This is a genomic window from Cupriavidus necator, assembly GCF_013141915.1.
Lineage (GTDB): Bacteria > Pseudomonadota > Gammaproteobacteria > Burkholderiales > Burkholderiaceae > Cupriavidus > Cupriavidus necator_B.
Map to the genome: position 1 here is coordinate 98,066 of NZ_SROX01000008.1, position 20,781 is coordinate 118,846.

Here is a 20,781-nt window from a genome sequence, read left to right on the forward strand (position 1 = left end):
CGTGCCATGCCCGGATGCGGCGGCTACAATACGCGGATGGAAACCCCGGCCATCGCACCCGCCACCGCGCCCGCCGCGTCCGGAACCAGCCCGGCCACCCAGCCGCACGCCGCCGCCAGCGGTGCCGGCAGCCGCCAGCTGACCCTGGTGCTGGGCGGCGCCCGTTCCGGCAAGAGCCATTTCGCCGAACAGCTCGCCACCGATCACGCCACCATCACCGGCGGGCCGGTCACCTACATCGCCACCGCGCACCAGGACCCGGCCCACGTCGACCAGGAGCTCGAGGTCCGCATCGCCCTGCACCGTGCCCGCCGCCCCGCCGACTGGCGCCTGGTCGAAGAGCCGGTGCACCTGGCCGATGCGCTCTACGCCAACGCGCGCCACGACGGCTGCATCCTGGTGGACTGCATGACGTTGTGGATCAACAACCTGTTGTTCCCCGACGGCCGCGACTATCCCGAGCATGGCGTGATCACGCCGCCAGCTGCCTTCACGGAAGAAATCGAGGCACTGCTCAACGCGTTGCCCACGCTGCCCGGCCACGTCATCCTGGTCTCGAACGAGATCGGCTTCGGCGTGATTCCGATGGGCGCCATCACCCGCTTCTATGTCGATGAACTGGGCCGCCTGAACCAGAAGCTTGCCGCCGCGGCCGACTGCGTGCGGCTGCTGGTGGCGGGCATCCCGGTTGCGGTAAAGGGCGCCGATCCCGCATGCTGATGCTGGCCTGGCCGGCATGCGTGGCAGCGGCATGGATCGGGACACTGCTGGACCGCTGGCTCGGCGAGCCGCGCCGCTGGCATCCGCTGGTAGGCTTCGGTCGTATCGCGGCCGCAGTGGAACGCCGTCTCAACCCCTGCACGCACCGCCGTGCGCCGTGGCAACAGCGCCTCGCCGGCATGGCCGGCTGGTGCATGCTGGTGCTGGTCCCGGCCGCGCTGGCATGGTGGCTGGCGGCCGCGCTGGCCGGCTGGCATCCGCTCGCCGCGCTGGCGCTGCATGGGCTCGCGCTGTACGCGGCGCTCGGCGCACGCAGCCTGCACCAGCATATCGCCCCGATCGCCGGCGCACTCGCGGCGGCTGACCTGTCCGCCGCGCGCGCGCTGACTGCCCGCATCGTCTCGCGCGACACCGCCGATGCCGATGCCGAAGCGCTGGCCCGCGCCGCCTGCGAATCGGCGCTGGAAAACGGCAACGACGCGGTCTTCGGTGCGCTGTTCTGGTTCCTGGTCGGCGGCGCACCCGCCGTGATCGTGTTCCGCCTGGCCAATACACTCGACGCGATGTGGGGCTATCGCACGCCGCGGCTGCTGTATTTCGGCTGGGCCGCGGCGCGCCTCGACGATGCGCTCAATCTCGTGCCGGCACGGCTGACGGCGTTGTCGTATGCGCTGCTTGGCGCCACCGCGCAGGCCTTGCGCTGCTGGCGCACGCAGGCCCCGGCGTGGTCGAGTCCCAACGCCGGCCCGGTAATGGCGGCCGGTGCCGGTGCTATCGGCGTGCTGCTCGGCGGCCCGGCACGCTATCACGGTGAAATCGAGCAACGTCCGCCGCTGGGCGCCGGCACCGCGCCCGGGGCGGCGCATGTCATGGCCTGCCTGCGGCTGGTGGAGCGCACGCTATGGCTGTGGCTGGCGCTGGCCGGCGCCAGCGCGCTGCCGGCACTGACGATATCCGCACCGGCATGAGTCCCACCGTGCCCCCGATCCGCCACGGCGGCGACCTGCTGGCCGCGGTGCGCCGCTACGGCCGCCCGGCCGATGACTGGCTTGACCTGTCCACCGGCATCAACCCCGATGGCTACCCCGTGCCGGCGCTGCCCGCGCAGGCGTGGCAGCGGCTGCCGCAGGACGACGATGGCCTGGCCGAACTGGCCGCCGCGGCATGCGGTGCGCCCCATGCGTTGCCGGTGGCCGGCTCGCAGGCCGCGATCCGCACGCTGCCGGGCCTGCTGCGCGCGGGGCGCGTCGGCGTTGCCGCGCTGGGGTACAGCGAATACGCGCCGGCGTTCGCCGCTGCGGGACATGCGGTGGTGCCGCTGGACGAGTCCGATTTCACGCATCCCGGGCTGGCCGACGCGCTCGACCATCTGGTCGTCGTCAACCCGAACAACCCCACCGCGCGCGTGCTGCCCGCCGCCACGCTGCTGCGCTGGCATGCCGCGCTGTCGGCGCGCGGCGGCACGCTGCTGGTGGACGAAGCCTTTATCGATGGCCTGCCCGGCCATTCCGTCGCCGCGCACAGCGGCAAGGACGGGCTGGTGGTGCTGCGCTCGATCGGCAAGTTCTATGGCCTGGCTGGCATCCGCTGCGGCTTCGTGCTGGCACAGCCGGCGCTGCTGGACGCGCTGCGCATGCGGCTGGGCCACTGGACCGTCTCGGGCCCGGCGCGCGAGGTGGCGCGGCTCGCGTTGGCCGACCATGCCTGGCAGCAAGGCGCCCGCGTGCGGCTGCAAGCGTGCGGAGCCAGGCTGGCAGCGCTGCTCGACCACCATGGCCTGCCGCCCGTGATGCACCCGCTGTTCTGCTGGGTGCCGCATCCTGACGCCGCGGCGCTGCACCACAAGCTAGCGCAACGCGGCGTCTGGACCCGTTACTTCGATGCCGCCGGTGGCTGCCCGCCGAGCCTGCGCCTGGGCCTGCCGCCGGAACAGCCGCACGCCTGGCAGCGGCTGGACGCGGCGCTGGCCGCGGTCACTGCCTGAACAATACTGCCGAATGCCATGCCGAACTGTCTGAACCCTGTGATCGCCGCCGCTCTGCTGCTCGCGTCACTGCCCGCAACCGCGGCGGTGTCCGTCGTCGATGACACGGGCCAGACCGTGACGCTGCCGCAGCCCGCGCGCCGCGTGGTCGCGCTGGCGCCGCACGTCACCGAGATGCTGTTCGCCGCGGGCGGGGGCGAACGCATCGTCGGCACCGTCAGCTACAGCGACTACCCGCCACAGGCGCGCGCGATCGCGCGCGTGGGGGACAACAAGGCACTGGATCTCGAACGCATTGCCGCGCTCAAGCCTGACCTGATCGTGGTGTGGCGCCACGGCAATGCGCAGAAACAGACCGACCGGCTGCGCGCGCTCGGCATCCCGCTGTTCTACAGCGAGCCGCGCAGGCTGGAGACGATCCCGGAGAACATCGAGAAGCTCGGCACGCTGCTGGGCACCGACGCCACTGCGCGGCGCGCCGCCGACGGCTTCCGCCAGCAGGTGGAGACGCTGCGCAAGACCTATGCGGCGCGACCGCCGGTGACCGTGTTCTACCAGGTCTGGCAGCAGCCGCTGATGACGCTCAACGGCCAGCACCTGGTCAGCGACATGCTGGCGCTGTGCGGCGGGCGCAATCTGTTCGCCGCGGAGACGCCGCTGGTGCCGACCGTGTCGGTCGAAGCGGTGATCGCGGGCAATCCCGAGGCAATGCTGACCGCGGGCATCGGCGCGACGCGCTCGGACCAGCCGCTGCCGGACTTCGAGATGTGGCGGCGCTGGCCGCAGGTCACGGCGGTGGCGCGCAACAACCTGTTCGTGATCGACGGCGACCTGGTCAACCGTGCCGGCCCACGCGTGGTGCAAGGCGCCGCGCAGATCTGCAAGGACCTCGACACGGCGCGCAGCCGCCGGCCCGCGCGCTGATCAGCCGGCGCGGTTCCACCAGCACAGCCGCGCCGCGCCCTGCCCCAGCCGGAAACGGCAGCTGGCACCAAAGCCCAGCTCCCAGTCGAGCGTGGCCGCCAGCGGCACGCCCAGCCAGTGCGCCGCCAGCATGCGCATCGGGCCGGCATGGCCGACCACCCAGACGCATTGATCGCGTGCCCCCGCCAGCGTTGCGGCCCACTCGACGACCCGGGCCATCGCCTGCGCCGGCGCTTCGCCGCCATGCGGGCGCGCGTGCAGCAGGTCGGCCGCCCACTGGTCCAGCGCGGCACGGTCGATCGCATCCCAGGCCACGCCCTCCCAGCTGCCGAAGTCGATCTCGCGCAACGCGGGTTCGGTTTCGATCGCCGGCAAGGGGCCGGCCCACGCCTGCGCCAGTGCCCGCGCCGTATCCAGCGCGCGCGCCAGCGGGCTGGCCACGATGCGATCGGGTGCGGGCAGCCCGGCGGCGATCTGCGTGGCGGGAGGCGCCAGCGGCGCCAACAGCGGCAGGTCCAGGCAGCCGTAGCAGGTGCCGGGTGCCACCTGCGGCTGCGCGTGGCGGATCAGGACCACGTCCATGCCGCGGCCACCAGGTAGAGCAGGATCTCGGCGCATTGCTGCGCCATGCCGAGGCAGTCGCCGGTATAGCCGCCGATGCGGCGCACAAAGTAGCGGCCGAGCAGCAGGCGCAGACACAACAGCGCCGCGACGGCCGCGGCGCAGAACCATGGCGACACCAGCCACAGCGGCACCAGCCCGCACAGCAGCGCCAACACCAGGCCCGCGCCAGCCAGCTTCTGCGCCACCGGCTTGGCCTTGCCTTGCGCGCGCACATAGGCCAGCGTGGCGAGATAGCTGACCGCCATCGCGCGGCTGGCGGCATGCGCGGCGACCAGCACGGCGAGCAGCACCGCCATGCCGCCGCGCCCGGCGATGGCCACCAGCAGCTGCCACTTGAGCAGCAGCGCCACCACCAGCGCGATCGCGCCGAAGGCGCCGATGCGCGAATCATGCATGATGCGCAGCACGTCCTCGCGCTGCCACGCGCCGCCGAAAGCATCGACGCAATCGGCCAGTCCGTCTTCATGGAAGGCGCCGGTCAGCAGCAGCGTCGCGGCCATCCCCAGCAGCACCGCCACACCGGGCGGCCACCACAGCGCCGCGCCCCAGGTGACCAACGCGCCGGCGCCACCTACCAGCAGGCCGACCAGCGGGAAATAGCGCGCGGCGGCATGCAGGTAATGCGGTTCGAATCCGACCCAGCGCGCCAGCCAGCCGGGCAACGGCACGCGCGTGAAATAACCCAGCGCCGTCAGGAAATAGCGCAGCTCGCCGGGCAAGCCGGCGGGGCCGCGCGGTTCCGGCACGGGCGCGGGCACCGGGTCGGATGGCGCGCTCATGGCGAAGCGGTGCTGACGCCGGCGCCGCTGAACGTGGCCATCTCGTTCAGGAACGCCGCCGCGGAGGCCAGCAGCGGCCATGCCAGCGCGCAGCCCGTGCCTTCGCCCAGGCGCAGGTCCAGCGCCAGCAGCGGCGCGGCCTCGAACTGCGCCAGCAGCGCGCGATGGCCGCGCTCATGCGAGCAGTGCGTGAACACGCAGTACGGCAGCACGTTGGGGTCCAGCCGCTGCGCCACCAGCAGCGCGGCCGTGGCGATAAAGCCGTCGACCAGGATCACCATGCGGCTGGCCGCGGCGGCGAGGAAGGCGCCGGCCATCATCGCGATCTCGAAGCCGCCGAAGGTAGCCAGCACGTCCAGCGGCGCCTGCGCGTCGGCATGCAGCGCCAGCGCGCCCGCCAGCACCTCGCGCTTGCGCGCGAGGCCGGCATCGTCCAGCCCGGTGCCGCGCCCGATGCACTCATCCAGCGGCAGGCCGGTCAGCCGCTGCATCAGGCACGCCGCGGCCGACGTGTTGGCAATGCCCATCTCGCCGAAGCCGATCACATTGCAGCCCTGCTGCGCATGGCGCAGCACGCGCGCCATGCCCGCGGTCATCGCCGCGGCGGCCTGCGCCGGTGTCATCGCGGGCTCGGCCGCGAAGTTGCGGGTGCCGTCGGCGATGCGGCAGTTGACCAGGCCCGGCGCCGCCGGCAGCGGCACGCGCACGCCCGCGTCGACGATCTCCAGCGCAATGCCGTGCTGGCGCGAGAACACGTTGATCGCCGCGCCGCCGGCCAGGAAGTTCTGCACCATCTGCGCCGTGACCTCGGCCGGATAGGCGCTGACGCCGGCGTCGGCGACGCCGTGGTCAGCGGCAAACACGACCACCGTGGGCCGCCGCAGCGCCGGCCGCGCCGTGCCGAGGATCAGGCCCAGCTGCAGGGCCAGCGCTTCCAGCCGGCCCAGCGCGCCGAGCGGCTTGGTCTTGTCGTCGATGGCGGCCTGCAGCACGGGGCGCAGGGCGTCGTCGAGCGGAGTGATTTCGGGAAACTGCATGATGCCTTGACTCGGTAATCCAGAAAAATGGGCCTACATTTCCACGCCGCGCTGGGCCTTGATGCCCTGCTGGAACGCATGCTTGACGGGGGTCATGTCGGTGACGGTGTCGGCCGCGTCGACCAGCGCCGGCGGCGCGCCGCGGCCGGTAATGACGACGTGCTGCAGCGGCGGGCGCGCGCGCAGGTCGGCAATGACCTGTTCCACATCAAGATAGTGCAGCTTGAGCGCGATGTTCAGTTCGTCGAACAGCACCAGGCCGATGCCGGGATCGCGCAGCATGCCGCGCGCCACTTCCCATGCGGCCTCGGCCTTGGCCACGTCGCGGGCGCGGTCCTGGGTTTCCCAGGTATAGCCCTCGCCCATCACGTGGAAGGCGCATTGGTCGGGAAAGCGGCGCAGGAACATCTCTTCGCCGGTGGGCTGCGCGCCCTTGATAAACTGGACCACGCCGGTGCGCATGCCGTGGCCTAGCGCGCGCACCACCATGCCAAAGCCGGAGCTGGACTTGCCCTTGCCATTGCCGGTGGTGATGACGATCACGCCGCGCTCATCCTGCGCCGCGGCAATCTTCGCGTCGACGACTTCCTTCTTGCGCACCATGCGCGCCTTGTGGCGGGCATCGCGGTCCGGGTCCTGCGCGGCGGGGTTCTGGTTTTCTTCAGTCATGGTCTCTATCGGGTGGAGTCGCGCGCGCCATCGGGGACCAGCGCGGTGTGCACGCCGTCGCTGACGCTGACAATGGGGGTGCGCAGCGCACGCGAGCAGTGTTCGGGGGTCAGCACCTGCGCGGCCGGGCCGTGCAGCGCGATGCCGTCTTCGGCCATCAGCAGGGCATGGGTGGCGTAGCGCAGCGCCAGTGTCAGGTCGTGCAGGATCACCACCACGGCATGGCGCCCTGCCCTGGCCAGCGCGGCCAGTTGATCCAGCACCAGGATCTGGTGGCGCAGGTCAAGGTGCGAGACCGGTTCGTCGAGCAACAGCAGCGGCGCCTGCTGCGCCAGCGCCGCGGCCAGCGAGACGCGCTGGCGTTCGCCGCCGGACAGCGTCAGCACGTCGCGCGTGGCCAGCGCCTCGATATCCATCGCGCGGATCACGTCATGAACGATGCGGTCGTCCTCGCGCCCGCTCCAGCCCCAGCCGGACAGGTGCGGATGGCGGCCGACGCGCACGGCGTCGAGCACCGGCATCGGGAAGGTGTCATGCACGGCTTGCGGCAGGTAGGCGCGCTGGCGCGCCAGCACCGCGGGGTCGACGCGCGCCGGCGCGGTGCCGTCGATCTCGACGCTGCCGCCATCGGCGTGGCGCAATCCGGCTAGCACTGTCATCAGCGTGGACTTGCCGGCGCCGTTCGGGCCGGCGATGCACCAGAGCTCGCCGGCACCGATGGCCAGGGTCAGGTGGTCCACCAGCACGCGCTGGCCGGTGCGCAGCCGCACCTCGCGCAAAGTCAGCCGCGGACACACGGCGCGCGGCAGGGACCAGTGCGTGCCAGCGCTCATCGCGGCCTCCGCAACAGCAGGTAGAGGAAAGTCGGCACGCCCAGCAGCCCGGTGATCACGCCCACCGGCAACTGCGCCGGCGCCACCACGGTGCGTGCGATCAGGTCGGCGGCCATCAGCAGTGCCCCGCCCAGCAGCGTCGCGGCCGGCAGCAGCAGGCGCTGGTCGTTGCCCCAGGCCAGCCGCACCAGGTGCGGCACCACCAGTCCGACAAAGCCGATCGAACCGGCCGTGGTGATGGCCGCGGCAATGCACAGCGACGCCAGCATGAAGGTGGCCAGCCGCACGCGGCCCACGCGCACGCCCAGCGACTGCGCCACGGTCTCGCCCAGCAGCATCACGTTGAGCGCCCGCGCCATCGGCATGGCCAGCATCAGCGCCACCGCCAGCATGGCGAGTGCGCCGCCGTAGCTGGCAGTGCCGCTCAGGTCGCCGGTCAGCCAGAACAGCATGCCGCGCAGGCGCGACTCCGGCGCGACGGACAGGATCAGCGTGATCACCGCGCCCCAGCCGGCGGCCAGGATCACGCCGGTCAGCAGCAGCCGCGCGCCGGCTTCGCGGTGGCCGCCCTGCACCTGCGGGTGCAGCAGGTCGCGCCGCGCCAGCGAGGCCACCAGCACCATCGCCAGCAAGGCACCGATCGCCGCGGCGGCCTGCACACCCCACCAGGGCGCCAGCGCCAGCATTGCCAGCAGCGCGGCGGTGGAGGCGCCGCCCGATACGCCGAGCACATAGGGCTCGGCCAGCGGGTTGCGCAGCAGCACCTGCATCAGCGCACCGGACAAGGCCAGCAGGCCGCCGCAGGCAAAGGCCGCGGCCGCGCGCGGCAGGCGCAGCTCGCGCACGATGGCGCCGGCGGTGCCGGTGTCGGCCCCGGTCAGCGCCAGCCACAACGCGCGCGCATCGAGCGAAACGCTGCCGAGCGCCAATGACAAGGCGAACGCCAGCAGCGCCGCGAGCGCCAGCACCAGCCAGATCGCCAGGGCGCGCCGGAACTCAGACATGGCGCGCCCGCGCGCTCATCGCTGGCGCCAGCCCAGCGTGATGAAGCCCGCGCGCCCCTGCGTGTTGTAGGGGTAGGCGAGCTGGTAGTCCTTGTCGAACAGGTTTTCGACGCGGGCGGCGATGAACCATTGCTTGTCGATGTTGTAGCGGGCGTTCAGGTTGACGATACCGTATCCGCCCAGCCGGCGCGAGCCGGCATCCATGCGCGACGACGACACCAGCCATTCGCCGCCAAAGCGCCAGTTGCCGAAGTTGCGGCCCACGTCGAGCGCGGCATGGCGGCGCGCGCGGCGCAGCAGCTGGGTGTCGGACTGCTCGTCGACCGGATTCTGGAAAGTCACGCTGGCGCCGATATCGGTGCCGTAGACGCTGGCGCGCCAGGAAGCCTCGATGCCCTGCACCTTGGCCTTGTTGACGTTTTGCGCCAGGAACATGCCGTTGGGCTGCAGGGCCGACACGATTAGGTCGTTGTAGCGCGTCTCGAACGCGGTCACGCGCAGCAGTCCGGCGCTGGCGGTGGTGTACTGCACGCCGGCCTCGACCGACTTGGCGCGCTCGGGCTGCAGGTTCGGCTGGCCGAAGTTGGGGTAGTACAGCTCGTTGAAGGTCGGCGCGCGGAAGGCGTTGCTGACGTTGGCGATCAGCTTCAGCGCGTCGGTCAGGTTGTAGCCATAGCCGGCAAAGAAGCTGCCCTGGTTGCCGAAGTCGGAATAGTGGTCGTTGCGCGCATTGAGCTGCAGCTGGTGCTTGCCGAAGCGCCCGTCATAGCCGCCGAAAACCGAGAACACATTGCGCGTGGGGGCGCCGTAGGCGCTCGAGTCCAGCTCCTGCTGCAAGTAGTCGGTGCCGAACAGCAGCGTGTGGCCGGCGGCCAGCGCATACTCGTTCTGCCAGTTGAACTGGCGGTTGCGCGTATTGAAGGTGCCGTTCGGGTTGCCGTTGAGGAAGGTGTCGCTGCGGTCCTCGCTCTGCGACAGCTTGAAATGCGTGCTCCAGTCCGCGCCGAGCTTGCCGTTGACGAACGCCGACAGCGTGTACAGCTCGCTGTTGGTGCGGTTCTCGTCGGTGGGACGGCCAAAGGCGCTGTCGAACGACAGCTTGCTCTTCGCGTAGTAGCCGGTGACGCCCGCATCCCAGTCTGGCGTGAAGCGATGCTTCACCTGGCCCGACACGCTCTGGTTCTCGTACGGGTTGTCGTTGGGGTTCGCGCGCGGCGCCTGCTTCGTGTTGATCGACGAGAAGCCGTCGGTCTTGAACGCCGACCCGGTCAGGTTGAACGAGGTATCGCCGACCTGGCCGCCATAGCCGACCGTGCCCTGGCGCGTGTTGTTGCTGCCGTACTCCACCTGCGCATTGGCCGCCGGCGCCTGGCCGGCGCCGCTCTTGGTGAAGATCTGCACCACGCCGCCGATCGCGTCCGAGCCGTACAGCGCCGAGACGTTGCCGCGCACCACCTCGATCCGCTCGATCTGGTCGGGCAGGATATTGGCCAGCTGCGCGGTGCCGCTGCTGGCCGACGAGACCCGCATGCCGTCGATCAGGATCAGCGTCTGGTTGGAATTGGCGCCGCGCATGAACAGCGAGGTGTTGCTGCCCATGCCGCCGTTGGTGGAGAACTCCACCCCGGCCTGGCTGCGCAGCAGCGTGCGCAAGTCAGGCGCCTGCGCGTTGGCAATGTCCTGCTGCGTGACCACCGTGGTATGCGGCAGCGCCTCCGTAATGGCTTGCGCGGTGCGGGTGGACGTGACCACCACCGGCGCAAGCTGCGCGGCGCTGCTATCCGCCGCTTGTGCCGACGCAGTACCGGAAACCAGGGTGAACGAAGCCATGGCCGCCAGGATGGCGGGCACGGACGGACGCACCGCCGGGCTTGCCGGGCGGTTCGACCTGTGGAGCGATGAACGCATGATGCAGGACTGGATAGAAACGGCCGGGCCCGTTCCCCCGCGGGCCATATGGCGATGAGGCGTGCCGCGCACGGGCGGCAGCCCGCGTTCAGGCCGGTATCCGGGCTGGCGACACGAAACCGGCGCCTTCCCGAACCTGCGGTTCAGTGGCGTGTGGCCGGTCCTGCGGGCATGTGGCCTGGCATCCGATGACGGATGGGGCCCGCCAGCAGCGTTGCCGACAGTGACTGTCGGCGAGGCTGGCGGATGCGCACCGCGGTCGCTTACCGTTGCGGGGGCAGCACAGGTTGGCCTGTCCGGCGCGCAGCCGGCCCGACTCCCTGTTTCCCGTTGAACTGCCCTTTCGCCTGGGGCGAACCGGGCGAGCACCTGGAACGTGCGCGAGTCTAGGGCGTTTCGCTCGCCGCGTCAACGCGATCACCGCGCGCCGACGGTAGCGTTTTGTCACACTCTCGCAGCGTCTTGTGTGCAGAAGCCTGCAACTTCCATGCGGGTGGCCGGTCACAAACCTTTCCTCCACATTGTGCATGCCGGCGCATCGGCTAGAATCGCGATACCTGACACTACTCCCATCATGACAGGCCCTATGCTCACCGAACTCGAACAACTGGCCGCCAAGATCGGGCGCGTGCTGCACCATGCGGACACCCTGGCGGCGGAGAACCAGCGGCTGCGCGACGAGATCGCGCGGCTGGAGGGCGAAGCCGCGCAATTGCGCGGCGAGCGCGAGGCCATGGCCGCCGACCGCGAACTGCTCAATATCAAGATCGAGGAAGCGCAGCTGCGCATCCAGTCCATCCTTGACAAGCTGCCGACCGCCAGCGACACGCGCCAGCTCGACCTGCTCGGCGAAGCGGCCGCGGCGCAGGGCGCCGAAGCGCACAAGGCCCCCGGAGAACACGCATGAGCAACAAGCAAGTCGAAGTCAACATCGCCGGCCAGGCCTACCGCTTTGCCATCGCGCCCGAGAACGAGGCCGCGCTGCTCGAGGCGGTCGCACTGGTCGACACGCAGATGAACAAGCTGCGCAGCGGCAGCGCGGCCAAGGGCGTGGAGCGCGTGGCGGTGATGGCCGCCATCAGCATTGCCTCGGACCTGCTGTCGATGCAGCGCAAGCAGCAGGCCGAGGGCGCGATCCCGGTCGACGCCATCCGCGCGCGCATCCGCGAACTGAACGACCGCGCCGACGAGGCGCTGCGGCAATATGCCCACGTGGGCACCGGTACGCGCGGCTGAGCGCGGCAAGGGGATGTGCTGCGGATGCCGCGCTGCCACGCAAAATGTAACGACACGCGCGAGTGGACTTGGTATGCCCTGCGACGCGGTGTATAGTGTAGCCAGACTGCACGAGGCACCACAGAAGTGCAGCTGACAGGTCGGGTTATCGCGCCCGGCCGCCGTTTTCATCCCATCCTAGTCCGAAACGGCAAACGTCTGATATCCCGCACGTGGAGAGTCAGACGTTTGACAGTTTCCCTGCCTGGTTCGTGAGGGTCATAAACTCCTTGAACCGATATGCATTGCATGGTGCGGGATTATGTCGCGTGGGCGAGCGCGTCGTCGCATTCATAGTCCGGGCCTGGCCTGGACTCCCTGAGTGGATGATGTACCCGAAATGCGACTTCCGCAGCCACTCTGAACCTCACTTGGGTTCAGGATGCCGATCCAGCGGCCGAGGCGGGGACCCCCTTAAAAAGGCGGTGGTTTTCTGAACCATCGCCTTTTTTCTTGCCTGCATGCCTGCCCGTATTTTCCCGCACGGGCCTTCCTTTCCTGAGCAGCGCCGTGAGCCCTAACCAGAACCAACGCGCCCGCCAGTACTGGCTGATGAAATCGGAACCGGACGAAGCCAGCATCGATGACCTGGCCCGGGAACGCACGCTGCCGTGGACCGGCGTGCGCAATTACCAGGCACGCAACTTCATGCGCGATGCCATGCAGGTCGGCGACGGCGTGCTGTTCTACCACTCTTCGTGCCCGGAGCCCGGCATTGCCGGCCTGGCCGAGGTCTGTTCCCCACCCTACCCTGACCCTACCCAGTTCGACCCCAAGAGCCCGTATTTCGATGCCGCCTCGAAGGCGGAGGCTCCGCGCTGGCTGCTGGTCGACGTGCGCTTCGAAAGCAAGAGCCGCCTGATCCCGCTGGCCGAACTGCGCGAGCATGAAGCGCTGGCCGACATGGTCGTGCTCCGGCGCGGCAACCGGCTCTCGATCACGCCGGTGACGCCGGCGGAATGGCGCTTCATCACCGGCAAGCTGATGCGCTGAGCCCGGATGCGCCGGGCCCTGCCCCCCGCGCGCGGCAAGGCTGCCGACCACAATAACAACGACCTTCCAGACACGATGCCGTTCGACAACCTGCCGGTGCTGATCCCCGCCCTGCTGGCGCTGGGCGCTTTCACTGGTTTCTGCGCCGGCCTGCTGGGCGTGGGCGGCGGCATGATGATGGTGCCGTTTCTGACGCTGCTGTTCACCAGCCTGGGCTTTGCCGGCGAAGCCATCGTCCATATGGCGATCGCTACCTCGATGGGCACCATCCTGTTCACCTCGCTGTCGTCCGTGCGCGCGCACCACAAGCGCGGCGCAGTACGCTGGCCGATCGTGCTGGCGCTGGCGCCAGGCATTGTGATCGGTGGCATGGTCGGCGGTGGTAAGGTCTTTGCGGCGCTGAAGACCAGCTGGTTGTCGCTGGCATTCGCAGGCTTCGTCGGCTTCTCGGCGCTGCAGATGCTGCGCAACCGCCGGCCCAAGCCCGGGCGCCAGCTGCCGGGCTTCGCCGGCATGGCCGGGGCGGGCGGCGTGATCGGCTTCCTGTCGAGCCTGGTCGGCGCGGGCGGCGCCTTTGTCTCGGTGCCGTTCATGACCTGGTGCAATGTGCCGATCCACAACGCGGTGGCGACCTCGGCCGCGCTCGGCTTCCCGATCGCCGCGGCGAGCGTGGCGGGCTATGTCTGGAGCGGCTGGCAGATGCCGGGGCTGCCGGCGGGTTCGCTCGGATATATCTACCTGCCCGCGCTGCTGGTGATCGTAGGCGCAAGCGTGCTGACCGCGCCGCTGGGGGCGCGCACCGCGCATCGCATGGATGTGGGGCAACTGCGCAGGATCTTTGCCGTGCTGCTGCTGTGCCTGGCCACGTATATGTTGTGGAGGGCCAGGCAGGCGTTCTGACGAGCCGTGTCACCCGCACGGGGGACGCCAGAGTCTGGCCCGACGGCGTTGCAACAATCGTTTGCAATGTCGCGGAACGATCGCCCGGCCTGCCACGTCTGACACCCATCACGTTTGAATGGGAGAACCACATGAAACAATGGCTCGCCGCCACCCTGCTCGGCACCACCGCCATCGTCGCCTCCGCACACGGCGGCCCGACGGAAACGCCGTCGGGCGTGCTGTCGCTGACCGCGCAGGCCGTCACCGAGGTGCCGACCGATATCGTGCACCTGACGCTGGCCGCGGAACAGGAAGGCGCGGAACCGGCGGCGATTTCCTCGGGCCTGTCGAGCCGGACCCAGGCCGTCATCACGCAGGCGCGCCGCGTCCAGGGCGTGACCGCCGAATCCGGCGGCTTCACCATCCATCCCAGCACCGACCGCAACGGCCGCATCAGCACGTGGCGCGGACGCTCCGAAGTCATCCTGAAGTCGCGCGATTTCTCGGCGGTGTCAAAGCTTGCGGGCGAGCTGGCCAGCCAGATGCAGGTGCAGAACATCGCCTTCTCGCTGTCGCGCGAAGCACGCGAGGCCGCCGAGGCCAAGCTGGCCGAGCAGGCCATCGCGTCGTTCCGCAGCAAGGCGCAGGCCACCACCCGGCTGTTCGGCTACAACAGCTTCACCATCCGCGAAGTCAGCGTCAACGAAACCGGCATGGTGCCGCCGATGCCGCGCATGTACGGCGCCGCCAAGGCGATGATGGCCGACGCCGCGGTGCCGGTGCCAGTTGAAGGGGGCAAGACGCAGGTGACGGTGTCGGTGAATGGATCGGTGCAGATGCTGAAGTAAGCTGGCGCCTTCGATCGACCGCTTGTTTGCTCCCCTCTCCCGCAAGCGGGAGAGGGGAGCAAACCGCGCAGTGTTTGAAAACCCCACGCCGTTTCGCGACCTTCCTTAAAGCACCGCAAACTTCTCCCGCAACACGTTCTTCTGCACCTTGCCCATGGTATTGCGCGGCAACTCGTCCACCACGTGCACGCGCTTGGGCACCTTGAAGTTGGCGATGCGGCCCTTGAGGGTGCCGATCAGCGCGCCCTCGTTTATGTCCGCCCCGGGCTTGCGCACCACCACGGCCACCACCGCCTCGCCGAAATCCGCGTGCGGCACGCCGATCACGGCACTCTCCGCCACGCCCGGCATCTCGTCGATAAAGCTCTCGATTTCCTTCGGGTAGACGTTGTAGCCGCCCGAGATGATCAGGTCCTTGCTGCGCCCGACGATGGTCAGGTAGTGGTCCGGCACCGCGCGCTCACCGGCCTGGCTGACCATGGCGCCGCCGAAGCGGCCGACGTCGCCGGTCTTGAACCAGCCGTCGTCGGTGAACTCTTCCCGGGTCTTCTCCGGCATGCGCCAGTAGCCCTTGAACACGTTCGGGCCGCGGACCTCGACATTGCCGATCTCGCCCGGCGCGCAGGGCTTGCCTTCGCCGTCGACCACGCGCACCGACACGCCCGGCAGCGGCATGCCCACGGTGCCGCCAATGCGCTCGCCCAGCGCCGGGTCATACGGGTTCGACACCAGCATCACGGTCTCGCTCATGCCGTAGCGTTCCAGGATGGTATGGCCGGTGCACTCGCGGAAGGCGTCGAAGGTTTCCAGCAGCAGCGGCGCCGAGCCCGACACGAACAGGCGCATGCGGCGGCAGGTGTCGTCATCGAAGCGCGGCTCCTGCAGCATGCGCACGTAGTAGGTCGGCACGCCCATCATCACGGTGCAGCGCGGCAGGAATTTCAGCACTTGCGCCATGTCGAGCTTCGGCGCCCAGATCATCTTGGCGCCCGCCAGCAGCGCGCCGTGCGACGCGACGAACAGGCCGTGCACGTGGAAGATCGGCAGCATGTGCAGCAGCACGTCGTCGCTGCGCCAGCCCCAGAAGTCATGCAGCGTCTGCGCATTGGAGGCCAGGTTGCGGTGAGTCAGCATCGCGCCCTTGCTGCGGCCGGTGGTGCCCGAGGTATAGAGGATGGCAGCGAGGTCATCGTCCGCGCGCGCCACCGTGTCGAAGGCATCGGCCTTGCCCGCCGCGCGCGACAGCAGCGAGCCGCTGCGGTCGTCGTCCAGCGTAAAGACGTGGTTCACGCCGTGGCGGAACGCTACCTTGGAGACCCAGCCGAAGTTCTTGCTGCTGCAGACCACTACCGACGGCTCGGCGTTGCCGACGAAGTAATCGATCTCGGCTTCCTGGTAGGCGGTGTTCAGCGGCAGGTAGACGTAGCCGGCGCGCAGGGTGGCCAGGTACAGGAACAGCGCTTCGGGAGATTTTTCTACCTGCACCGCCACGCGCGCGCCTTCGGGCAGGTGCAGCGAGGCCAGCAGGTTGGCCAGCTTGGCGGTGGCGCGGTCAAGGTCATCCCAGCTGTAGTACAGCCCGTCGTGCGTCTCGATGCAGCAGGCGCTACGGTCAGCGGGAAAGCGGGATTCGAACAGGGCGAACAGGTTGGCGTTCATGGCGAGGGTCGAACGAAAGGCTAAGAAAACGAAGCAAGCGAGATGGGAAGCAGTGCCGGCGGCGCGCCCTACTCCCCGCGGAATTGCGGTGGCCGCCGTGCGAGGAAGGCGGCGACGCCTTCCGCGTGGTCCGCGCCTTCGGCATAGGCGAAATGCGCGTCCAGTTCCGCCGGTGACAGCGGCGCCGGCGACGGCGCCAGCCGGTGGATGGTGGCCTTGTTGATACGCGCCGCGGCAGGCGCCCCGGCGGCGATGCGGCGCACCGCGGCGTCGACCTCGGCGGCCAGCGCGCCAGGTTCGACCACGCGCGTCAGCAGGCCCTTTTCCCGCGCCTCGGCGGCGTCGAAGACGCGGCCCTCGAGCAGGATCTCCAGCGTCGCGGCGCGGCCCGCCAGCGTCAGCAGGCCTTGCAGCTCGCCGGGCGCCATCGGGAAGCCCAGCCGGTTGATCGGCACGCCGAAGCGGCTATCCGACGCAGCGATGCGCAGGTCGCAATGGCAGGCAATTTCCAGCCCGCCGCCGACGCAGACGCCTTCGATCATCGCCACGGTGGGATGCGCGCAGTGCGCTACCGCCGCCAGCGCGGGTGCGATGGTGGCCATGTGGTAGTGGCGCACCGCGACGGCGTCGCCGCGCTCCGCGGGAAACTCGGCAATGTCGGCGCCGGCGGCAAAATTGCCGTCGGCGCCGCGCACCACCACGCAGCGCAGCGAGGTATCGGCCGACAACCGCGCAAAGCCCGCCGCCAGCTCGCGCCACATCTGCGCGGAAATGGCGTTGAGCTTGCCGGCGTGCGACAGCGTTACGGTGGCGGTGGTGCCCTGCGTGGCAAAGCGCACGGTGCCGCTCATGGGCGCTTCCCCTGGCTACGGATCGGCATTGGCATGGCCTTGCGTCAGTCGATCTTGGCGCCGGACTGCTGCACCACCTGGGCCCAGCGACGGATCTCGGCATGCTGGAACTGGCCGAACTGTTCCGGCGTGAATGCCGGGGTCTCGGAGCCGTTGTTAAGCCAGACTTGCTTGAGCTCCGGCGTGTTCAGCGCCTTCTCGGTCTCGGTGTAGAGGCGGTCGACGATGTCCTTGGGCGTGCCCTTGGGCACCCACATCGCGTACCACGTGGAGACGTCATAGTTGGGCACGCCGGCCTCGGCCGCGGTCGGCACGTTGGGGAAGGCGGCCGAGCGCTTGCTCGAAGCCACTGCCAGCGCCTTGATGCGGCCGGCGCGGATATGCTGCGCCGATGAACCCAGGCCATCGAACATCAGGTCGACCTGGCCTGCGATCAGGTCGGACAGTGCCGGGCCGGCGCCCTTGTAAGGGATATGGGTGATGAAGGTCTTGGTCTGGAGCTTGAACAGCTCGCCCGCCAGGTGGTGCGACGAGCCATTGCCGGCCGAGCCGTAGTTCAGCTTGCCGGGGTTGGCCTTGGCGTAGGCAATCAGCTCCTGCAGCGTATTGGCCTTGACGCGGTTGGGATTGACCACCACCACCTGCGGCGGCTGGGCGATCACCGTGACCGGGATGAAATCCTTCTCGATGTCGTAGTCCAGCTTCTTGTAGAACGACGGCGCGATGGCGTGGTGGGCGCCGCCGATGAACACCGTGTAGCCGTCCGGCGCGGCCTTGGCCGCAATGCTGGCGCCGACCGTGCCGCCGGCGCCGCCGCGGTTGTCGATCACGAACTGCTTGCCTAGCTGCTTGGACAGCTGCGCGGTCAGCGGGCGCGCGAAGGCGTCGGTGCCGCCGCCGGCGGGGAACGGCACGATCACGGTGACCGGCTTGGACGGCCAGGTATCGGCATGCGCGGCGGGGACGGCGAGCATGGCACCGGCACTGATGCCGGCCACGCCGAGGGCCATGCCGGCTGCGCGCGCGCAGGCGGCCAGGCTGAACTGACGACGATTCATCTTTGTCTCCTCTCTCTTCTGGAAAGTCAATCCGGTGGCCGCGCGCCGCCGGGGGCGCTGCGCGGCTGGCTTTGCTTCTACGACATGGTTCCCGACAAAACGACGCGGCGCGCGCGGCGCCGCGGGTGCGCGGGCGATTCCCGTGACCGGACCAGGGTCACAGCAGCTTCCCGACGCTACGGCTGATGCGCGGGTTGCCCGCGCCCAGGCGTGCCAGATTGTCATCCAGCGCCTCGGGCACGTAAAGGTAATTGACCATCATGCCGCAGCTCTGGCTGCGGCCCTTGCGCGACAGGTCGGCGCCCCAGTTGAGCCGCTCCACGCAAGCACCGTTGCCCAGGTGGAAACGCGCTACCGGATCGGCCGGCATCGACTGGCTGCGTTCGCGCACCAGGAAATGCGCGGCCAGCGTCAGCGCGGTGTCGCGCACCACCGCATCGGCGGCGTCGGGCGCCAGCGCCTCGAGCCACGCGGCGCCGTCGGCGGGTGCGTTGCCGTGCCGCTCGCTCCAGCGCGCCAGCCGCTTGTCGCCCAGCATGCGCGCCACGGCGTCGCCGTCCTGCTTGCGCAGCCAGTCGGCAAACCCGGGAATCGGCGACAGCGTGGCGAACTGCTTCACCTTCGGGAACTCGCGCTGCACTTCCTCGATCACGCGCTTGAGCAGGAAGTTGCCGAAGCTGACGCCGCGCAGCCCCGCCTGCGTATTGCTGATCGAATAGAAGATCGCCCACTTGACGCGGCGCAGGTCTTCCAGCGGCGCGGCTTCGTCCAGCAGGGTGTGGACGTCGGCAGCCATCTCGGGGGCAAAGGCCACCTCGACAAAGATCAGCGGCTCGCGCGGGATGCGCGGGTGGAAGAAGGCGTAGCAGCGGCGGTCGGAATCCAGCCGGTTGCGCAGGTCGGTCCACGAGGCGATCTCGTGCACCGCCTCGTAGCGAATCAGCTTTTCCAGCAGCGACGCGGGCGAGTCCCAGGTGATCGGCTGCAGTTCGAGCAGGCCGACATCGAACCAGTTGGAGAACAACGCCTCGAGGTCTTCGTCTAGCGGACGCAGCCCGGGCATGCGGCGCTGCCAGCGCAGCATGTCGGCACGCAGCTGGATCAGGAAATGCAGGCCGCACGCACTGTTGCCGCGCTGGCCATGCAGCGCCGCCAGCCGCTTGAAGAAGCGGATGCGGGCGTTGGACTGGGCCTGGCCCGGACCCGCCTGCGCGCGGCCGGCGCGCGCACCCTTGTCGCCATCGGCCGCGGCCGCCTCGCCGCTGCTGCTGGCCACCTCGGCCAGCACTGCCAGCATGCCGCGCCGCGTGGCTTCGCCGGCGGCTTCGTATTCGGCCTGCCAGGCCTGCGCGGCGGCATTGGCGGCGCCGTCGGTCAGGCGCGCATCGAAGCACAGGCGCAGCTGCTCGCGCTGGCGGCGCGCCACGCGCGCCGCCAGCGGCGCCTCGCCATCGACCGGCGTGGCGGCCTTGGCATCGCTGGCATTGGCCTTGGCGTCGCCATCACCCTTGCGCCCCCACCAGCGGCCCAGCCGCGACAGGATATTGGAGCCCGACGGCTCGCTCTCGCCCAGCGGCGCGCTGATCTTCTGGTCACCCGTGTCGAAGGAGTTCATGCGGTACCTGCCTTGGTGCATCGATCGGAACGTGGGGGAAAAATTCGGACTGGCATAGCGCGCTCGGGAGCTAATCTTCCGCGCCCGCCACGTGCAAGGCCGGCGGCGCGCGCACGGCCTTTACGTCTTCCGCGATCGCGGCGCCGCCGGCATCGAGCGCCTGCAGCGCGGCGCGCTGGCGCAGCAAATGGGTCTTCATCATGGCTTCCGCGCCTTCCGGGTCGCGCGCCTTGAGCGCGGCAAACACGGTCAGGTGCTCGGCGCAGGATTCCTGGATCCGCCCCGGCAGCTTCAGGCTCTTGTGGCGCGACAGCCGCAGCACCTTGCGCAGGTCGCTGATCAGCCCGGTCAGCCAGCGGTTGCCCGCCAGCCGCTGGATCGCTTCATGGATCTGCGCGTTGGTCTCGTAGTAGGCGTCGATATCGCCGGCCTGCGCATAACGGGCCAGGTCGGCGTGCAGGCCGTCGAGCGCGTCGAGGTCGGCGCGCGTGGCGTTGCGGGCCGCTTCATAGGCGCAACGCCCTTCCAGCAGGGCCATCAGCGGGAAGATCTCGTCCAGGTCCTGCTCGGACAGTTCATTGACGAAACAGCCGCGGCGCGGCTCCAGCCGCACCAGGCCCTCGGCGGCGAGGACTTTGAGCGCCTCGCGCAGCGGGGTGCGCGAGATGCCCAGCGTTTCGGCCATCGCGCTTTCATCGATCCATGCGCCGGGTACCAGCGTATGCGCGTCGATCATGGCGCGCAGCCGGTCTGCCACTTCCAGGTACAGCGCCTGCTGGACGATGCGCATGCCATCTCCTGTATCTCGCGGACCAACGGGCGTGTGCCCTCAGGTCATAATTCATAATTATGGATTAGGGCGCGAACGATACAAGGAATTTCGATGCTGCACCGCAAGGTTCGGCATGCAGGGCAACTGAGGGATGCGGGAATGAGGTGCGGCGGGCGTTCCTTGCCTCCCCGCAAGGAACGCCCGCGCCTGAAAGAACTGCTAGTACCGCTTGATCATCGCGGGCGGACACGAATGCATCCGCCGCGTGGGTCCATGGATTGACCTGGCGCTGGCCCTGCGCCACCCCTGTTGCAAACGCGCTAAGCGCGTGGATTTTCCCGTGCCC

At 69.4% G+C, this 20,781-nt stretch carries 21 protein-coding genes and 1 other RNA gene; 10 read left to right on the plus strand and 12 right to left on the minus strand.

What is annotated here, in order from left to right:
- Positions 1-6 precede the first annotated feature (6 nt).
- The 4 genes from cobU to E5S69_RS16545 are packed head-to-tail and all read left to right on the plus strand — an operon-like array spanning position 7 to position 3,628.
- Complete coding sequence (gene cobU, locus E5S69_RS16530; protein ID WP_171515744.1) at positions 7-720, plus strand: bifunctional adenosylcobinamide kinase/adenosylcobinamide-phosphate guanylyltransferase; 714 nt, start codon at positions 7-9, stop codon at positions 718-720.
- Entirely contained in the window at positions 714-1,688 is a 975-nt protein-coding gene (locus E5S69_RS16535) for a CobD/CbiB family cobalamin biosynthesis protein (RefSeq protein WP_171515745.1), read from the plus strand. Before cobU ends, E5S69_RS16535 begins: the two co-directional genes overlap by 7 nt.
- Positions 1,685-2,704: a threonine-phosphate decarboxylase CobD gene (gene cobD / locus E5S69_RS16540; RefSeq protein ID WP_171515909.1), complete on the plus strand. Its 1,020-nt coding sequence runs from the start codon at positions 1,685-1,687 to the stop codon at positions 2,702-2,704. Before E5S69_RS16535 ends, cobD begins: the two co-directional genes overlap by 4 nt.
- 18 nt (positions 2,705-2,722) lie before the next feature.
- A complete protein-coding gene (locus tag E5S69_RS16545; protein WP_171515746.1) occupies positions 2,723-3,628 on the plus strand; it encodes a cobalamin-binding protein in 906 nt (301 codons plus the stop codon).
- Here the strand turns inward: E5S69_RS16545 and E5S69_RS16550 are convergent, their stop codons facing one another.
- From E5S69_RS16550 to E5S69_RS16580, 7 genes are read right to left on the minus strand one after another with little or no spacing between them, the layout of a single operon-like run.
- Complete coding sequence (locus E5S69_RS16550) at positions 3,629-4,210, minus strand: histidine phosphatase family protein (RefSeq protein ID WP_171515747.1); 582 nt, start codon at positions 4,208-4,210, stop codon at positions 3,629-3,631.
- The gene (locus tag E5S69_RS16555) at positions 4,195-5,031 is read right to left on the minus strand and encodes an adenosylcobinamide-GDP ribazoletransferase (protein ID WP_171515748.1); all 837 of its coding nucleotides are present in this window, start codon (positions 5,029-5,031) and stop codon (positions 4,195-4,197) included. The genes E5S69_RS16550 and E5S69_RS16555 overlap by 16 nt, the downstream gene beginning before the upstream one ends.
- The gene (cobT, locus tag E5S69_RS16560; RefSeq protein WP_171515749.1) at positions 5,028-6,068 is read right to left on the minus strand and encodes a nicotinate-nucleotide--dimethylbenzimidazole phosphoribosyltransferase; all 1,041 of its coding nucleotides are present in this window, start codon (positions 6,066-6,068) and stop codon (positions 5,028-5,030) included. The genes E5S69_RS16555 and cobT overlap by 4 nt, the downstream gene beginning before the upstream one ends.
- A 33-nt stretch (positions 6,069-6,101) precedes the next feature.
- Positions 6,102-6,737, minus strand: coding sequence for a cob(I)yrinic acid a,c-diamide adenosyltransferase (gene cobO, locus E5S69_RS16565; protein ID WP_171515750.1), 636 nt, complete (start codon positions 6,735-6,737; stop codon positions 6,102-6,104).
- 5 nt (positions 6,738-6,742) lie between these two features.
- Positions 6,743-7,570: an ABC transporter ATP-binding protein gene (locus E5S69_RS16570; RefSeq protein WP_171515751.1), complete on the minus strand. Its 828-nt coding sequence runs from the start codon at positions 7,568-7,570 to the stop codon at positions 6,743-6,745.
- Positions 7,567-8,574 carry a FecCD family ABC transporter permease gene (locus E5S69_RS16575; RefSeq protein WP_171515752.1) on the minus strand — a complete coding sequence of 336 codons (1,008 nt, stop codon included), beginning with the start codon at positions 8,572-8,574 and terminating at the stop codon, positions 7,567-7,569. Before E5S69_RS16575 ends, E5S69_RS16570 begins: the two co-directional genes overlap by 4 nt.
- A 15-nt stretch (positions 8,575-8,589) precedes the next feature.
- Positions 8,590-10,482 carry a TonB-dependent receptor domain-containing protein gene (locus E5S69_RS16580; RefSeq protein ID WP_171515753.1) on the minus strand — a complete coding sequence of 631 codons (1,893 nt, stop codon included), beginning with the start codon at positions 10,480-10,482 and terminating at the stop codon, positions 8,590-8,592.
- A 586-nt stretch (positions 10,483-11,068) separates the two neighbouring features.
- Here E5S69_RS16580 and E5S69_RS16585 point away from each other — a divergent pair.
- The 6 genes from E5S69_RS16585 (at position 11,069) to E5S69_RS16610 (ending at position 14,480) form a co-directional block, all read left to right on the plus strand.
- Complete coding sequence (locus tag E5S69_RS16585) at positions 11,069-11,389, plus strand: hypothetical protein (protein ID WP_171515754.1); 321 nt, start codon at positions 11,069-11,071, stop codon at positions 11,387-11,389.
- Positions 11,386-11,718, plus strand: a complete 333-nt coding sequence (locus E5S69_RS16590; RefSeq protein WP_115704457.1) for a cell division protein ZapA — start codon at positions 11,386-11,388, stop codon at positions 11,716-11,718. Before E5S69_RS16585 ends, E5S69_RS16590 begins: the two co-directional genes overlap by 4 nt.
- Before the next feature lie 234 nt (positions 11,719-11,952).
- Positions 11,953-12,170: non-coding RNA, 6S RNA (gene ssrS, locus E5S69_RS16595), on the plus strand.
- Positions 12,171-12,267: 97 nt separating this feature from the next.
- Entirely contained in the window at positions 12,268-12,750 is a 483-nt protein-coding gene (locus tag E5S69_RS16600) for an EVE domain-containing protein (RefSeq protein ID WP_336510599.1), read from the plus strand.
- A gap of 75 nt (positions 12,751-12,825) precedes the next feature.
- Positions 12,826-13,650: a sulfite exporter TauE/SafE family protein gene (locus E5S69_RS16605; RefSeq protein WP_171515911.1), complete on the plus strand. Its 825-nt coding sequence runs from the start codon at positions 12,826-12,828 to the stop codon at positions 13,648-13,650.
- 131 nt (positions 13,651-13,781) lie between these two features.
- Positions 13,782-14,480 carry an SIMPL domain-containing protein gene (locus E5S69_RS16610; RefSeq protein WP_171515755.1) on the plus strand — a complete coding sequence of 233 codons (699 nt, stop codon included), beginning with the start codon at positions 13,782-13,784 and terminating at the stop codon, positions 14,478-14,480.
- Between the two features lie 105 nt (positions 14,481-14,585).
- Here the strand turns inward: E5S69_RS16610 and E5S69_RS16615 are convergent, their stop codons facing one another.
- From E5S69_RS16615 to E5S69_RS16635, 5 genes are all read right to left on the minus strand, one after another.
- On the minus strand, positions 14,586-16,139 hold the full coding sequence (locus E5S69_RS16615; RefSeq protein ID WP_171515756.1) for a malonate--CoA ligase: 1,554 nt from the start codon (positions 16,137-16,139) through the stop codon (positions 14,586-14,588).
- 68 nt (positions 16,140-16,207) lie between these two features.
- A complete protein-coding gene (locus E5S69_RS16620; RefSeq protein ID WP_171515757.1) occupies positions 16,208-16,990 on the minus strand; it encodes an enoyl-CoA hydratase/isomerase family protein in 783 nt (260 codons plus the stop codon).
- Between the two features lie 44 nt (positions 16,991-17,034).
- Positions 17,035-18,048, minus strand: a complete 1,014-nt coding sequence (locus E5S69_RS16625; protein WP_171515758.1) for a Bug family tripartite tricarboxylate transporter substrate binding protein — start codon at positions 18,046-18,048, stop codon at positions 17,035-17,037.
- A 157-nt stretch (positions 18,049-18,205) separates the two neighbouring features.
- Positions 18,206-19,663 carry a malonyl-CoA decarboxylase domain-containing protein gene (locus E5S69_RS16630; protein WP_171515759.1) on the minus strand — a complete coding sequence of 486 codons (1,458 nt, stop codon included), beginning with the start codon at positions 19,661-19,663 and terminating at the stop codon, positions 18,206-18,208.
- A gap of 70 nt (positions 19,664-19,733) precedes the next feature.
- Positions 19,734-20,453, minus strand: coding sequence for a GntR family transcriptional regulator (locus tag E5S69_RS16635; RefSeq protein ID WP_171515760.1), 720 nt, complete (start codon positions 20,451-20,453; stop codon positions 19,734-19,736).
- Between the last annotated feature and the right edge of the window lie 328 nt (positions 20,454-20,781).

Coding starts and splice junctions, on each gene's coding strand:
- E5S69_RS16585 (WP_171515754.1), top strand. CDS start 11,069: ATGCTCACCGAACTCGAACAACTGGCCGCCAAGATCGGGCGCGTGCTG.
- cobO (WP_171515750.1), bottom strand. CDS start 6,737: ATGACTGAAGAAAACCAGAACCCCGCCGCGCAGGACCCGGACCGCGAT.
- E5S69_RS16575 (WP_171515752.1), bottom strand. CDS start 8,574: ATGTCTGAGTTCCGGCGCGCCCTGGCGATCTGGCTGGTGCTGGCGCTC.
- E5S69_RS16610 (WP_171515755.1), top strand. CDS start 13,782: ATGAAACAATGGCTCGCCGCCACCCTGCTCGGCACCACCGCCATCGTC.
- E5S69_RS16615 (WP_171515756.1), bottom strand. CDS start 16,139: ATGAACGCCAACCTGTTCGCCCTGTTCGAATCCCGCTTTCCCGCTGAC.
- E5S69_RS16555 (WP_171515748.1), bottom strand. CDS start 5,031: ATGAGCGCGCCATCCGACCCGGTGCCCGCGCCCGTGCCGGAACCGCGC.
- E5S69_RS16605 (WP_171515911.1), top strand. CDS start 12,826: ATGCCGTTCGACAACCTGCCGGTGCTGATCCCCGCCCTGCTGGCGCTG.
- E5S69_RS16635 (WP_171515760.1), bottom strand. CDS start 20,453: ATGCGCATCGTCCAGCAGGCGCTGTACCTGGAAGTGGCAGACCGGCTG.
- E5S69_RS16550 (WP_171515747.1), bottom strand. CDS start 4,210: ATGGACGTGGTCCTGATCCGCCACGCGCAGCCGCAGGTGGCACCCGGC.
- cobD (WP_171515909.1), top strand. CDS start 1,685: ATGAGTCCCACCGTGCCCCCGATCCGCCACGGCGGCGACCTGCTGGCC.
- E5S69_RS16545 (WP_171515746.1), top strand. CDS start 2,723: ATGCCGAACTGTCTGAACCCTGTGATCGCCGCCGCTCTGCTGCTCGCG.
- E5S69_RS16535 (WP_171515745.1), top strand. CDS start 714: ATGCTGATGCTGGCCTGGCCGGCATGCGTGGCAGCGGCATGGATCGGG.
- cobT (WP_171515749.1), bottom strand. CDS start 6,068: ATGCAGTTTCCCGAAATCACTCCGCTCGACGACGCCCTGCGCCCCGTG.
- E5S69_RS16620 (WP_171515757.1), bottom strand. CDS start 16,990: ATGAGCGGCACCGTGCGCTTTGCCACGCAGGGCACCACCGCCACCGTA.
- cobU (WP_171515744.1), top strand. CDS start 7: ATGCCCGGATGCGGCGGCTACAATACGCGGATGGAAACCCCGGCCATC.
- E5S69_RS16625 (WP_171515758.1), bottom strand. CDS start 18,048: ATGAATCGTCGTCAGTTCAGCCTGGCCGCCTGCGCGCGCGCAGCCGGC.
- E5S69_RS16630 (WP_171515759.1), bottom strand. CDS start 19,663: ATGAACTCCTTCGACACGGGTGACCAGAAGATCAGCGCGCCGCTGGGC.
- E5S69_RS16580 (WP_171515753.1), bottom strand. CDS start 10,482: ATGCGTTCATCGCTCCACAGGTCGAACCGCCCGGCAAGCCCGGCGGTG.
- E5S69_RS16570 (WP_171515751.1), bottom strand. CDS start 7,570: ATGAGCGCTGGCACGCACTGGTCCCTGCCGCGCGCCGTGTGTCCGCGG.
- E5S69_RS16590 (WP_115704457.1), top strand. CDS start 11,386: ATGAGCAACAAGCAAGTCGAAGTCAACATCGCCGGCCAGGCCTACCGC.